Annotated in this window: 10 protein-coding genes; 5 read left to right on the forward strand and 5 right to left on the reverse strand. The window is 64.4% G+C overall.

All coding sequences use genetic code 11. The annotated features are described in order from the left end of the window. Positions 1-22: 22 nt before the first annotated feature. From DUPY_RS08565 to DUPY_RS08580, 4 genes are all read right to left on the reverse strand, one after another. Entirely contained in the window at positions 23-3,070 is a 3,048-nt protein-coding gene (locus DUPY_RS08565; RefSeq protein WP_070247407.1) for an efflux RND transporter permease subunit, read from the reverse strand. A 13-nt stretch (positions 3,071-3,083) separates the two neighbouring features. After that, positions 3,084-4,235, reverse strand: a complete 1,152-nt coding sequence (locus tag DUPY_RS08570; protein ID WP_070247408.1) for an efflux RND transporter periplasmic adaptor subunit — start codon at positions 4,233-4,235, stop codon at positions 3,084-3,086. A 27-nt stretch (positions 4,236-4,262) separates the two neighbouring features. Continuing rightward, positions 4,263-5,792: an efflux transporter outer membrane subunit gene (locus DUPY_RS08575; protein WP_070247409.1), complete on the reverse strand. Its 1,530-nt coding sequence runs from the start codon at positions 5,790-5,792 to the stop codon at positions 4,263-4,265. A gap of 187 nt (positions 5,793-5,979) precedes the next feature. Further along, complete coding sequence (locus tag DUPY_RS08580; protein WP_070247410.1) at positions 5,980-6,612, reverse strand: hypothetical protein; 633 nt, start codon at positions 6,610-6,612, stop codon at positions 5,980-5,982. 242 nt (positions 6,613-6,854) lie between these two features. On the opposite strand from DUPY_RS08580, the gene DUPY_RS08585 reads away from it, so the two are divergent. Both DUPY_RS08585 and DUPY_RS08590 read left to right on the forward strand, forming a co-directional pair. Next, a complete protein-coding gene (locus DUPY_RS08585) occupies positions 6,855-8,537 on the forward strand; it encodes an alkaline phosphatase family protein (RefSeq protein ID WP_070247411.1) in 1,683 nt (560 codons plus the stop codon). 1 nt (position 8,538) lies between these two features. After that, positions 8,539-9,711 (forward strand): MFS transporter, encoded by a 1,173-nt coding sequence (locus DUPY_RS08590; RefSeq protein ID WP_070247412.1) that lies wholly within the window; start codon positions 8,539-8,541, stop codon positions 9,709-9,711. Here DUPY_RS08590 and DUPY_RS08595 read toward each other — a convergent pair whose 3' ends face one another. After that, complete coding sequence (locus DUPY_RS08595; protein ID WP_070247413.1) at positions 9,712-10,080, reverse strand: response regulator; 369 nt, start codon at positions 10,078-10,080, stop codon at positions 9,712-9,714. Positions 10,081-10,234: 154 nt separating this feature from the next. On the opposite strand from DUPY_RS08595, the gene DUPY_RS08600 reads away from it, so the two are divergent. The 3 genes from DUPY_RS08600 (at position 10,235) to DUPY_RS08610 (ending at position 14,841) form a co-directional block, all read left to right on the forward strand. Next, complete coding sequence (locus DUPY_RS08600; RefSeq protein ID WP_070247414.1) at positions 10,235-11,806, forward strand: carboxylesterase/lipase family protein; 1,572 nt, start codon at positions 10,235-10,237, stop codon at positions 11,804-11,806. 177 nt (positions 11,807-11,983) lie between these two features. After that, positions 11,984-14,350, forward strand: a complete 2,367-nt coding sequence (locus DUPY_RS08605) for a M1 family metallopeptidase (protein WP_070247415.1) — start codon at positions 11,984-11,986, stop codon at positions 14,348-14,350. Continuing rightward, positions 14,350-14,841 carry a DUF6702 family protein gene (locus tag DUPY_RS08610; protein ID WP_070247416.1) on the forward strand — a complete coding sequence of 164 codons (492 nt, stop codon included), beginning with the start codon at positions 14,350-14,352 and terminating at the stop codon, positions 14,839-14,841. Before DUPY_RS08605 ends, DUPY_RS08610 begins: the two co-directional genes overlap by 1 nt. Positions 14,842-14,844: the final 3 nt, after the last annotated feature.

Here is a 14,844-nt window from a genome sequence, read left to right on the forward strand (position 1 = left end):
TATTCTATTTACGGTCGCCGTGTTATGCCGGTGCGTGTTCAACGGTGCCTGCCGCCTTGTGCTCCCCGGCCAGGAACATATACATCGCCGGCACCACGAACAAGGTAAACAAGGTGCCGATCGACAGGCCGGTAAAGATCACCAGTCCCATCGCATGGCGCCCCGCCGCGCCGGCGCCGGAGGCGATCACCAAAGGCACCACGCCGAACACCATGGCCGCGGTGGTCATCAAAATAGGCCGCAACCTGGTGGCGGCGGCTTCCTCGATCGCCTCGCGCTTGGTCTTGCCGGCCTCGCGCAGGTGGTTAGCCACCTCCACGATCAGGATGCCGTGCTTGGAGATCAGTCCCATCAAGGTCACCAGCCCCACCTGGGTATAGATGTTGATCGAGGCGAAGCCGAGGAAGATGAACATCATCGCGCCGAACAGCGCCATCGGCACCGAGAACAATATCACGATCGGGTCGCGGAAGCTTTCGAACTGTGCGGCCAACGCCAGGAACACGATGATCACGGCAAAGCCCATGGTCAGACCGAAGCCGCCCGACTCGTTCATGAACTGGCGCGACGAACCGGCATAGTCGATGGTGTAGCCAGACGGCGCCACCTCGGCCACGGCATTGCGCAGGTACTCGAGGATCTCGCCCTGCGAGGCGCCGGACACGCCGGAAATGGTCGCGGAGTTCAGCTGCTGGAAGCGCGTGACAGATTCCGGCTGCACGCTGTAAGAGATGCTGGCCACGGTGCTGGCCGGGATCATCGCGCCCGATGGCGTCTTGATGTGGAAGTTGAGCACATCGGAAGGATTCAGGCGGTCCACCTGGCGCACCTGCGGAATCACCTTGTACGAGCGCCCGGCAATCGAAAAGTAGTTGACGTAGCCGCCGCCCAGCGCCGCCGCCATGGCGTTGCCGAAGTCCTGTTGCGTGAGGCCCAGCGTGGCCAGCTTGTCGCGGTCCACGTCCACCTTGGCCTGCGGCGAATCGATTTTCAGATCGACGTCGGCAAAATAGAATTTGCCTTCCTTGGTGGCCTTGTCGAGCACCGCCTGCGCCACCGTGTTGAGGTTCTCGAACGGCTCCGTGGTGGTGATCACGAACTGCACCGGCAGGCCCGAGCTGCCCGGCAGCGCCGGGAACTGGAACGCCGCCACCCGGCCGCCTGCGACGTTGCCCCAGCGCTGTTGCAGCTCCTGCTGGATCTCCTGCGCCGAGCGACTGCGCTTGTCCCACGGCTTGAACAGCACGCCGCCGATGCCGGCATTGGTGGTGGGCACACCGGTAATCTGGAACATCTGGTCGTACTCGGGCAGCGATTTGGAGATCTCGAAAATCTCTTTCGCATACGCCTGCATCTGGTCCGACGTGGCGGTGGGCGCCCCCACCACCTGCGCCAGCACGATGCCCTGGTCTTCCTCGGGCGCCAGTTCGGACTGCGACATGGCGAACATCACGCCCAGCAGGCCGGTGAGAATTACGCCCAGCACGATCAGCACCGCCCAGGTTTCCAGCAGGCGATGCAGCACGCGCAGGTAGCCGTCGTGTACCCTGGCGAAGGTGCGGTCGATGAACTTGACGAACTTGCCCTCGTCCTGGTGCTCGTTGAAGAACTTGGCGCACATCATGGGCGAGAGCGTGAGCGCGACGATGCCCGACACCGCCACCGCGCCGGCCAGGGTGAAGGCGAACTCGGTAAACAGCGCCCCGGTCAAGCCGCCCTGGAAGCCGATCGGCACGTACACCGCAATGAGCACCACGGTCATGGCCAGGATCGGGCTGCCGAGTTCGCGCGCGGCCTGGATCGCAGCGTCGTACGGCTTCATGCCCTCCTTCATGTGGCGGTCGACGTTTTCCACCACGATGATGGCGTCATCGACCACCAGTCCGATCGCCAGCACGATCGCCAGCAGCGTGAGCAGGTTGATCGAATAGCCGAACATCAGCATCACGAAGAAGGTGCCGATCAGGGACAGCGGCATGGCGATCACCGGCACGATCACCGCGCGCAGGCTGCCCAGGAACAGGTAAATCACCACCGTGACGATGATCAGCGCTTCGACCAGCGTATGGACCACCTCGACGATGGACGTGTTGATGAACTCGGTGGAGTCGTAGACGATTTCACCGGTAAGCCCGGCCGGCAGCTGCTCGCGGACGGACGGGAATACCTTGCGCACCCGCTCGGCCACGTCGAGGATGTTGGCGTCGGGCGCCACCTTGATGCCGACAAAGACCGAGCGCACGCCGCTGAAGGCGACATTGAAATCGTAGTTCTCGGACCCCAGCGTGACGTTGGCGATGTCTTCCAGGCGCACGATGGCGCCGCCGCTCTGGCGCACGGCCAGCGCCTTGAATTCCTCCACCGTGTGCAGGTCGGTGCCAGCGGTGAGCGGCACCGTCACCATCTGGCCCTTGGACGCGCCCAGCCCGGCCAGGTAGTTATTGGCCGCCAGCGCGGCACTGACCTCGGCGGCGGTGACGCCGTGGGCTGCCATCTTGTCGGCGTCGAGCCAGGCGCGCAGGGCGAACTGGCGCGCGCCCAGCAGCTCTGCGGTTTGCACGCCGTCGATCGAATCGAGCTTGGGTTTGACTACCCGCGCCAGGTAGTCGGTGACGTTATTGGTGGGCAGCGTGTCGCTGTAAAAGCCCATGTACATGGCGTCGGTGGTCTGCCCCATCTGCACGCTCATCACCGGCTGCTGCGCCTGCGCGGGCAGCTGGTTGCGCACCGAGTTGACCTGCGTGGTGATCTCGGTCAGCGCCCTGTTCGAGTCGTAGTTCAGCTGCAGCGTGGCCGTGATGGTCGAGACGCCGCTGTTGGACGACGACGACAGGTAGTCGATCCCCTGCGCCTGGGCGATGGCCGCTTCCAGCGGCTGGGTGATGAAGCCGGCGACCGTGGCCGCGTCCGCCCCGTAGTAGGTGGTGGAGATGGTGACCACCGCGTTCTGGGTTTTCGGATACTGGTTGACCGGGAGGCTGAACAACGAGCGCAGGCCCAGCACCACGATCAGCAGGCTGACCACGGTGGCCAGCACCGGCCGTTTGATGAAGATGTCGGTAAAGTTCATGGCGCGCGCGTCCTCACTGTTCCTGCGGCGTGGGGTTCGGGCTATTGGCCGGCTGCACGCGGTTGTTGATCACCGCCGGGGTGCCGTTCTTCAGTTTCAGCTGGCCGCTGGTGACCACGGTCTGGCCTTCCTTCACGCCCGTCAATACCGCCACCTGGTCGCCGCGCGTGGGACCGGTGGTCACGAACACCTGCTGGGCGATCAGCTGCGCATTGCCCTTGTCATCCCTGGGTGCGTCCTTGCCCGGGTCTTTAACAACCGCAGGCGCGAGCACGAACACCGTGGAGCCGTAAGGGTTGTAGGTAATTGCCGTCTGCGGCAGGGTCAGATATTTTTTCAGCGCGCCCTGCTCCAGGCTGACGTTGGCGAACATGCCCGGCAACAGCTGGCGTTTCTGGTTCGGCACCGTGGCCTGCACCTGCACGTTGCGCGTGGCTGCATCCACCTTCGGGCTGATGGCGGTCACCTTGGCGTCAAACGACACGCCCGGATAACCGTCGCTGGTGAGCTTGAGCTTCTGGCCCACCGACAGTTCGGCCACCTGCTTTTGCGGGACGTAGAAATCGACATAAACCGTATCGATGGTTTGCAGCGTGACCAGCGTGTCGCCGGGATTGAGGTACTGGCCTGGATTGACGGCGGTGATGCCGAGCTTGCCGGCAAACGGCGCGCGGATGGTTTTCTTGTTGACCAGCGCCTGCTGCTGGGCAGCCAGAGCCTGCCGGCTTTTCAGCTCGGCCTCGTCGTTGTCCACCTGCGCCTGGCTGATGGCCTGCGCCGCCAGCTGCAGCTTGTCGCGCTTGAGCGTGGTGGCGGCCAGGTCGGCCGCCGCCTGCAGCGAGCGCAGCTGCGCCAAGTCCGATTCGGCGTTGAGTTCGAACAGCACCTGGCCGGCCTTCACCTCGTCGCCGGACTTGAAGTTGACCTTGCGTACCAGGCCGGCGATCTCGGTGGTGACATCCACGCCGCGCACCGGCGCCAGCGTGCCCACCGCGCTGATCTGTGGCTGCCATTCTGACGCCGTGACCTTGATCGCGGTGACCGTTTGCGCACCGGGCTTGGGCGCGCTGGCGATCAGTTTTTGTATCTGCAGATATTTACCGAACGCCAGCGCGGCGACCAGCAAGATCACGCAGCCAACCATGATGAGCATACGCTTGGTCATGAAACTCTCTCCTGCAATAGAGGTGTACTAGGGATTCCGACTGATGGACTGCATGGTGGAGACAGGCGTGGCGGCCGGCACGCCATCGGCGCGGTTCCACCAGCCGCCGCCCAGCGCCTGGAACAGCGCCGCCGTATCGGCATAGCGGGCCGCCTGCGCCTGCACCAGGCTGATATGCGCCTGCTGGAACACGCGCTGGGCGTCGAGCAGCGACAGGTAGCTGATGGCGCCGAGCTTGTACTGCTCTTCGGACAGCGCCAGGGTTTCCGCCGCCAGCGCCTCGGACTCGGCTTGCGCGGTGAGCGCGGCGGCATCCGATTCAAGCGCGCGCAGGGTATCGGCCACGTTCTGGAACGCCGTGAGCAAGGTGGCGCGGTACTGCGCCGCCGCCACATCGTAGGCCGCTTCGGACGCGCGCTTGCGGGCGCGCAGCGCGCCGCCGTTGAAGATGGGCGCGGTAAGGCCGGCAGTGAGACTCCAGATGGCGTTGTCGCCCTCGAACAGCTTGCTGAAGGTGGGCGAGGCCGAACCATAACTGCCGTTCAGGGTGAACTGCGGGTACAGCGCGGCGGTGGCCACGCCGATGTCGGCGCTGGCCTGGCGCAGCAGCTCTTCGCTGGCGCGGATGTCGGGCCGCTGGCGCACCAGCGCCGATGGCAGCGACACCGGCAGTTGTTCCGGCAGCGTGAGCGACGCCAGCGTAAATTCGGGCATGCCGGTCTCCCCCGGCAGCCTGCCGGCCAGGGTGGACAGCAAATGCCGGGTTTGCGCCAGCGCTTTTTCCAGCGGCGCCACGGTGGCAGCCGTTTGCGCCACCAGGTTGCGCTGGCTGAGCACCTGGGTGCGCGCGATGGCGCCGTACTCGAACTGCTTTTCGATCACGCTCTGCTGGCGGGTGAGCGCCTCGAGCACGTCGCGCGTGGCCTGCAACTGCGCGCGCAGCGAGGCTTCCTGGATGGCGGCCGTGACCACGTTGGCCGACAGCGCCAGGTAGGTCGCTTCCACCTGGTAGCGCTGGTAGTCCACCGCTGCCCGCGCGCCTTCCAGCGTGCGCCGCGTAGTGCCGAACACGTCGGGCGTGTACGAGACGTTGACCGAGGCGTTGTACAGATTGAGCACGGTCGCCTGGCTGCCGGCGGGCGTGGCCACCTGGGTTTTCTGGCGCCCGGCGCCAAGCGCGCCGTTGACGGCCGGGTACACCAGCTGGCCCGCCTGGGCGTTGTAGTTTTCGCGCACCTGGCGCAGCGCCGCCTCGGCTGCGGCCATGTCGGGATTTTGCGCCAGCGCATTGCGCAGCAGCTGGTCGAGCGCGGGCGAGCGGAACACCGACCACCACTGCGCCGGAATATCCATGCCGGTGACAAAGCGCTGGGCGCCACCGGCAGCCCCGGGGCTCGATGCTGTCTGCGCCGGCAAGGGGTCGGGGGTATAAGTGGCGCTGTCCGCTGCCGGCGCGGCCGGGGTGTTGAAGTCGGGGCCGACCGCGCAACCGCCGAGGCCGGCAACCACGGCAAGCAGCGCAGCCTGCAGGCGCCAACGCACATACTTTGTATCCATTAACCGGCTCCCGTATTGCAGGGAACGGGAGAGGTCATGCTCCGCAGCCTGCTGTCTCGAAAAAGGTGAACATCAGATAACATATTCGCATTTTTTTCGTCGCCGGTGTTCAATTGTCACGACGGTCGGCGAAAAAAAAACGGGCTTTGCCGCGCAGGCAAAACCCGTTTTCACGAAACCAGGCCGATCAGGCGGCGGCAGCAGCGGCGGACACCACGCCATACGCGCGGTTGGCTTCCACCAGCGAGAACGCCGATGGGCCATCGGCCAGTGCATCGAGGCGGCCGGCGCCGGCAGCGATACGGTAAGTCAGCGGTTCCTGGTAGCGGCGCAGCTCTTCCTCGCTGACCTTGCCATCGTGGTCGGCGTCGGCCGACATGCTGTCGCGGCCCGGCATCCGCAGCAAGCCGTTCTCGTCCATTCCAGGCAGCGGCGCCGGTGGCGGCAGGCTGTCTTCAGCGAGCGGCTCGCTGCCGAACCTGGCGCGAAACACCTGGGTTTCGGGACGCTGCGACAGGCTTTTGAGGGCGTCGTCGAAATCCTTGAGCGCCTGTTTCAGACCATCGTCAGCCGAGTCCGATACGGCTTGCAGCGCGGCGGCCTGGCCGCCATCGGCTTGCGCGTCGGTGGAGGTGTCGTTGCTGGTCTCGACAGCACTGGCGGCATTAAACCCTGGCAGTGACAGGTAGGCAGCCATCGAGGCGCCGCCGTCATCATCCGAACGCGCCTGCGCCGGCGCGACCTGCTGGGTGCCCTGCGACTTCTCCACGGCCACTGCCGCCGACAAGGTACCGCCACCAATACTGTTTACCGTAATCATTTTTCCCGCTCCCGAAGAGAGATTCCTCACGACATCATTCTAGCAATAATTTTTCCAAGAGGCACGTAATTTAGCGGCTTTCAAGAGAGATTAGTGTACTTTTCCCAACGGTAACCTTGCCAATATGCCTAGCCTTCATGTCACGAGGCCGTCACATGAATCCCTTAATCTGTCGCCCGGCCCATGGTACGCTATCAGCCGTTGCACTTCGTTACCACCTTATCCACTTGAAAACCACCTCCATGCCGAAATCACTGTCCCTGTCCGCCCTCGTGATCGCCGCGTCCAGCTTCGCGCTGCACGCTTGCGCCCTCGCCGCTCCCGCCACTACCAACACCGCTGCGCCGCAACCGAAGCTGGTCGTCGTGCTGGTGGTGGACGGCTTGCCGAACGAGCAGGTGCAGCGCTACCGCGACCAGTTCGGCAAGGGCAAAACAGGTGGACTCGGACGCATGCTGGCCGAAGGCGCCGCCTTCAGCAACGCCCACCAGGCCCACGGCGTGACGGTGACCGCCATCGGCCACACGGCGGTGCTCACCGGCGCCTACCCGTACGTGCACGGCATCATCGGCAACAACTGGATCGATCCCGTCACCAAAAAATCGGTGTACTGCACTGAAGACACCAACTACACCTATATCGGCGAGCACACCGACCCGAGCGACGGCACCGCGCCGACCAAGCTGCGGGTGGACACGCTGGGCGACCAGTTGCGCTACGCCTCGGGCAACCGCAGCAAGGTGATCACGGTATCGGGCAAGGACCGGGGCGCGATTCTGCTGGCCGGTAAAACCGGTACGCCCTATATGTACATGGAAAAAACCGGCAACTTCGCCAGCAGCACCTTTTATATGCAGGCCCATCCGGCCTGGGTCATCCAGTACCTGGCCGGCAAGCCGCAAGACCGCTACTACGGCAAAACCTGGAGCGCGCTGCTGCCCGACGCTGCCTACGCCGGCGACGCCCGCGACGACCTCACCCCGGCCAAACCGGGCGGCCATAACCGCCTGCCGTACACCTATTACAGCGAGAGCGGCCAGATCGACGCGGCCTATTACAACAGCCTGAAAACCGGCCCGTACCTCGACCAGCTGACGCTCGACTTCGCGCGCGCGGCGGTGGAAGGCGAAAACCTGGGCCGCAACGACAGCGGCGTGCCGGACCTGCTGGGCGTGAGCCTGTCGGCGCACGACTACGTCAACCACGCCTATGGCCCGGAGAGCAAACTGTCGCACGACCACCTGCAGCGCGTGGACCGCATGCTCGGTGAATTCTTCAACTACCTCGACCAGCGCATCGGCATGGACAACGTGCTGGTCGTGCTCACCGCCGACCATGGCTTTGCCAACACCGCCGAGTTCTCGAACCAGCAGCGCAGCGAATCGAAGCGTATCAACGGCGACCAGCTGATGGAAGAGCTGGGTCAGCACCTGTCCGACAAATTCGGCGGCGCCAAGCTGCTCGCCGCCTGGTCGCTGCCGAACATCCACCTCGACTACGCAGCCGCCGACAAGGCCGGCCTGCGCCACGCCGACGTGGAAGACGCCGCTGCCCAGTTCCTGCTGCACCAGCCGGGCATCAGCGACACCTTCACCCGCACCCAGTTCGAAAGCGGCGCCGTCACCGGCACCCGCATCGCCACCCTGATGCGCCGCGCCTGGAACCGCGAAGCCTCGGGCGACCTGATGGTGATCACGCGCCCCTACTGGTACTTCGCCAGCGGATCCACCGGCACCACCCACGGCTCGCCGTATGCCTACGACACCAATGTGCCGTTGATGATCATGGGTAAGCGCTGGATCAAGCCGGGCTACTACGGCCAGTACGCTGAGGTGGTGGACATCGCGCCCACGCTGGCCAACATCCTGCGCGTGCGTCCGCCGGCAGGCTCAGAAGGCCGCGTGCTGGTGGAGACGCTGAAATAATATGGCCAATACCAGTCCCACCTGGCCGCTGCTGGCGCTGGCCGTCGGCGCCTTCGGCATCGGCACCACGGAGTTCGCTCCCATGGGCCTGCTGCCAGTGATCGCCGACGGCGTCCACGTCTCCATCCCCAGCGCCGGACTGCTCATCAGCGCCTACGCATTGGGCGTGATGATCGGCGCGCCGATCATGACCCTGCTGCTTGCGCGCCTGCGCGCCAAGCACGCGCTCCTCACGCTGATCTCGATTTTCGTCGTCGGTAACCTGCTCTCGGCCATGGCGCCCGGTTACTGGACGCTGCTCGCCTCGCGCCTGGTCACCAGCCTCAATCACGGCGCGTTCTTCGGCATCGGCTCGGTCGTCGCGGCCAACCTGGTGGCGCCCGAAAAGCGCGCAAGCGCGGTGGCCACCATGTTCATGGGCCTGACGATCGCCAATATCGGCGGGGTGCCGGCCGCTACCTGGATCGGCCAGCAAATCGGCTGGCGCATGGCCTTTGCCGGCACCGCCGGCCTGGGACTGCTGGCGATGGTGGCGCTGGTGCTGGCCCTGCCGCGCGGCGAAAAAGGCGCGATGCCAAACATCGGCAAGGAACTGCGGGTGCTGGCGCGCCCGGTGGTGTTGATGGCGATGGCCACCACCGTCATGGGTTCGGCGGCGATGTTTACGATGTACACCTACGTGGCGCCGGTGCTCACCACGCTCACGGGTGCTTCGCAGCTGTTCATCACGCTGGCGCTGGTGCTGATCGGCGTAGGTTTCACCATCGGTAACGGCATCGGCGGCAAGCTGGCAGACTGGTCGCTCGACGGCGCCACCAAGATTTTCCTGGCGTCGCTGGCCGCGATCATGCTGGCGCTGCCGCTGCTGCTGGGCAGCCACTGGGGGGCTTTGATCGGGTTGACATTATGGGGCGCGGCGGCGTTCGCGCTGGTGCCGCCGGTGCAGATCCGCGTGATGCACGCGGCAGCCGAGGCGCCGGGGCTGGCGTCGTCGGTCAACGTGGGAGCGTTCAACCTGGGCAACGCGCTGGGCGCGGCAGTGGGCAGCGCTGTGATTTCGGCAGGATTCGGTTATGCGGCGATTCCCGTGGCGGGCGCCGTGCTGGCGGCAGCCGGCCTGCTGCTGGTATTCGCAGGCACGGCCGGCAAGCGCCAGGCCGCGCCGCAGGTGTGATCAGTTGAGGGTATTGAGGTAGTGGTTCAGGTGGTCGAAGTTGAGCGGCTTCGAGAAGTGCTGGGTAAAGCCGGCAGCCACCGCTTTCTTGGCCGAGTCGCTGTCGGCCGAACCGGTAAGCGCAATGATCGGCAGCGCTTCGGCGCCCGGCATGCGGCGAATTGCGCGCACCGCGCCAAAGCCGTCCATCCAGGGCATGCCCAGGTCCATGATGATCGCGCGCGGCATCCCTTCGCGCACCCAGTCGCAGGCCTCGTAGCCGTTGTGGGCGGACGCGGTTTCGTAACCGTGGTGCTGCAGCATGGCCGACAGCATTTCCACCATTTCGACATTGTCGTCTACGACCAGGACTTGTTTTGCGCTTGCCATGATGGACCTCGTTATGATTGTTGTTGAATGATGTTGTTGATGAGCTGATCGTAGCAACCGGTGAGTGCCCTGTATGTTCGCCAGCGCACCCTGCCGCCACGCACCTGAAAGCGGGCAGGAGTATAGTTGTCGTTTTCCTCATCCACGATACGACATGAACCGACCCGCCCACCTCCTGTTCGCCGCCAGCGCCCTGGCGCTGGCGTCCCTGCCTGCCGCCGCCCAGACCTCACCTGCCAAGGCCCCGCGCGCCATCACCGCCAGCGGCGTGGTCGAAGGCGCGATGGAACCCAGTGGCGTGACCTCGTACAAGGGCATTCCGTACGCAGCGCCGCCGGTGGGCGACTTGCGCTGGAGGGCGCCGCAGCCGGCAGCAAAATGGCGCGGCGTACGCGCGGCCACGCAGTTCGGGCCGCGCCCGATGCAGTTGCCGCTGTTTGCCGACATGGTATTCCGCTCCGATACCAGCAGCGAAGACTCGCTGTATTTGAACGTGTGGACGCCGGTGCCGCCGCCCAAGGTGAAGGCATCGAAACTGCCGGTGCTCGTATATTTCTACGGCGGCGGCTTTGCCGCCGGCGACAGCTCGGAGCCGCGCTACGACGGCGCCGCCATGGCCGCCAAGGGCATCGTTACCGTCACCGTCAACTACCGCCTCAACGTGTTCGGCTTCCTGGCGCACCCGGAGCTGACAGCCGAATCGCCGCACAAGGCGTCGGGCAATTACGGCCTGATGGACCAGGCGGCAGCGCTGCAATGGGTGAACAAGAATATCGCGGCATTCGGCGGCGACCCGGCGCGCGTAACCATCGCCGGCGAATCGGCCGGTTCGTTCTCGGTCAGCGCGCAAATGATCTCGCCACTGGCCAAGGGGCTGATCGCCGGCGCCATCGGCGAGAGCGGTTCGCTGCTAGGCCTGTTCGCGCCACAGAAGCTGGCCGATGGCGAACGGGCCGGCGCCGCGTTTGCGGCAAAAATCGGTGCGCCCAACCTGGCGGCGCTGCGCGCCATGCCCGCCCAACAACTGCTCGATGCCATGTCCAACGCTCGCACCGGTTTCTTCGTGATCGAAGATGGCTACGTGCTGCCACGCGCGCCGGACCTGCTGTACGCAGCCGGGCAGCAAGCCAGGGTGCCGCTGCTGGCCGGCTGGAACTCGCACGAAGGGTCGGCCAAACAGGTGCTGGGCGAGAACGAGCCAACCGTCGAGAACTTCACGTCCGCGCTGCAAAAACTCTACGGCGACCAGGCCGACACCGCACGTCAGGCTTACCTGGGCGATGGCGCGTCGGCCAACGACGTGACTGCGGCCGCCGTCAACCTGGCCAGCGACCGCTTCATCTCGTACGGCACCTGGAACTGGATTGACAGCCACGCGCGCAACAGCGGCAAACCGGTCTGGCGCTACCTCTACACGCGCGCGCGGCCGGGCGACCCGGGCGCGTCCCATTCGGCGGAAATCGAATACGCGCTCGGCAACCTCGACGGCAACAAGACCTATGCGTGGACGCTCGACGACCGGGTGCTGTCGCAGCAGATGCAGGGCTACTTCGCCAACTTCATCAAGACCGGCAATCCGAATGGCGCCGGCCTGCCGAACTGGCAAAAGGCGCAGCCGGGCGCTGGCTCGCCGGTGATGCTGCTGGACGTGGCGCCGCATACCATCGCCGCGCCGGACGACGCCCGGTTCCAGTTCCAGGACGCGGTGGCAGGCAAAAAACGCTGATCGGGCCTGGGCAAAAATGGTGCGTCCCGAGCCAGGATGCGCCATTTTTGCACCGCACAGGTGCCTAACCAGGTAAACCGTATGTTGGTTTGTATATTATTGTATCTGCGGGAAATAGTTCAGATGGTTGCGATACACTAGCTCCTTTTCTTCGGGCAAAGAGCAGGAATCCAAACTATGCGTACAACCTTCGGCCTGATGGCCTTATGCCTGACCGTGTCCGCCTTTGCGGCCGAACCTTTCGACGACAAGTTCCGTCAACTGGATGAAGTTCTCCCTACCGCCAATACCTATCGCACGGCCTCCGGCGCCCCCGGCGCGGCCTACTGGCAGCAGCGCGCCGACTACACCATCCGCGCCACGCTGGACGAGTCGAAGCGCGCCATCACCGGCACGGAGCAGATCCGCTATCACAACAATTCGCCCGACACCCTCACCTACCTGTGGGTGCAGCTCGACCAGAACATCTACAAGAAGGATTCCGACGCCCGCATGATGCTCACGCAGCCATCGCGTGAAGCGTGGACCAAGCCGCGCGGCGCCGAAGACGGCTTCAAGTTCGAAGGCCTGCGCGGCGTGCTGGCCGGCCGCGACTTCGACGGCGGCTTCAAGATCAGCGCCGTCACCGCCGGCGGCCAGCCGCTCAGGCACGTCATCAACCGCACCATGATGCGCATCGACCTGCCAGCGCCATTGAAGCCGGGCCAGACCTACAGCTTCAATATCGACTGGTCGTACAACATCAACGAGCAGCTGGTGCTGGGCGGCCGCTCCGGCTACGAGCATTTTGAAGCGGACAAGAACGACCTGTTCGAGATCGCCCAGTGGTTCCCGCGCATGGCCGCCTACTACGACGTCACGGGCTGGCAGCACAAGCAGTTCCTGGGCGCTGGCGAATTCACGCTGGAATTCGGCGACTATGATGTGAAACTGACGGTGCCGGCCGACCACGTGGTCGCTTCCACCGGCGAACTGCAAAACCCCGGCGACGTCTTGACCGCAGCGCAGCGCGACCGCCTGGCCAAGGCCAAGACGTCGGACAAGCCGGTGGTCATCGTCACCCAGGCCGAAGCCGAGCAGGCCGAAAAATCGGTGAGCACCGCCGCGAAAACCTGGCACTTCAAGGCCGCCAACGTGCGCGACTTCGCCTGGGCGTCGAGCCGCAAGTTCGTCTGGGATGCACAGGGCTACAAGAAGGGCGGCACCAATGTGCTGGCCATGTCCTACTATCCGAAGGAAGGCAACCCGCTGTGGGAGAAGTACAGCACCCAGGCGATCATCCACACCATCGAGCAGTACAACAAGTTCAGCTTCGACTACCCGTATCCGACCGCGATCTCGGTCAACGGCCCGGTGGGCGGCATGGAGTATCCGATGATCTCGTTCAACGGTCCGCGTCCGACCAAGGACAAGAAGACCGGCGAAATCTCGTACTCGCAGCAGACCAAGTATGGCCTGATCGGCGTGATCATCCACGAAGTGGGCCACAACTACTACCCGATGATCGTCAACTCCGACGAGCGCCAGTGGACCTGGATGGATGAAGGCCTCAACACCTTCGTGCAGTACCTGGCAGAACAGGCCTGGGAAGACAATTATCCGTCACGGCGTGGCGAGCCGCGCAACATCGTCGACTACATGCGCAGCCAGAACCAGGTGCCGATCATGACCAACTCGGAGTCGTTGCTGCAGTTCGGGAACAACGCCTACGCCAAGCCGGCCACCGCACTGAACATCCTGCGCGAGACCATCCTGGGCCGCGAGCTGTTCGACTACGCGTTCAAGGAATACGCCCAGCGCTGGAAGTTCAAGCGCCCCACCCCGGCCGATTTCTTCCGCACCATGGAAGACGCATCGGGCACGGACCTCGACTGGTTCTGGCGTGGCTGGTTCTACACCACCGACCCGGTCGACATCAGCGTCGATGGCATCAGCGAGTACGGCGTCAACACGCAAGACCCGGAAAAGGAAAAGGCATGGCGCCGCGCGCAGAAGGAAGCGCAGCCAGTGTCGATTTCGCAGCAGTTGAACAAGTCGATTCCGAAGCGCACCGACGCCCACCCGGAACTGAAGGACTTCTACAACGAGCATGACGAGTTCACGGTGACCAACAAGGACCGCAACACGTATGCCGAATCGGTGGGCAAACTCGAACCGTGGGAAAAGCAGCTGCTCGACCAGGGCAAGCACCTGTATTTGGTGGACTTCTCCAACGTGGGCGGGCTGGTGATGCCGCTCATCCTCGAGATTGAACTCAAGAGCGGCAAGAAATACATTGAGCGCGTGCCTGCCGAAGTATGGCGCTACTCGCCGAAGAAGATCACCAAGCTGATCGTCACCGACGAGCCGATGGTGGGCCTGACCCAGGACCCGTACTGGGAAACCGCCGATATCGACACCAGCAACAACGCCTGGCCGCGCAAACCGACCCAGTCGCGCCTGGAGCTGTTCAAGACCGAGCGTGACAAGGTCAACCTGATGCGCGACTACAATACCCCCCTGAAAGCCAAGGACGACAAGTCCAAGGCCGAAGCGGGCAACTGATGCTGCGCAGCGTTATCCGCTGCGCCGCCGCCGTGCTGGCGTTCTCCAGCGCGGCGGCAAGCGCCCATAACTACCACATGGGCATCGCCGACATCAGCTACAACGAGCGCACCGGCAGCACCGAGATCGTCCATACCTACACTGCGCACGACGTGGCCACGCTGCTCACCAGGCAGGCCGGCCGCGTGGTGGACCTCGGCCAGCCGGGCAGCGAAGCGCTGCTGCGCAAGTACGCCGAACAGCAGTTCACCGTGTCGGGCCGCAAGGGCGAACGCCTGCCGCTCACCTGGATCGGCATGAAGGCCGATGCGGACAGCGTGGTGATCTTCCAGGAGATTGCCCGCACACGTTTGGCTGCCGGATCGCGTATCCATAACGCGGTGCTGACGGACCTGATTCCAACGCAGAAGAACACCGTCAATGTGCAGGTGGACGGGCCGGTCAAGACCCTGATCTTCGACCAGGGCAATCTGGATCAGCTCATTCCTTAGTCA

This window comes from Duganella phyllosphaerae (genome assembly GCF_001758785.1).
Classification (GTDB): Bacteria; Pseudomonadota; Gammaproteobacteria; order Burkholderiales; family Burkholderiaceae_D; genus Rugamonas; species Rugamonas phyllosphaerae.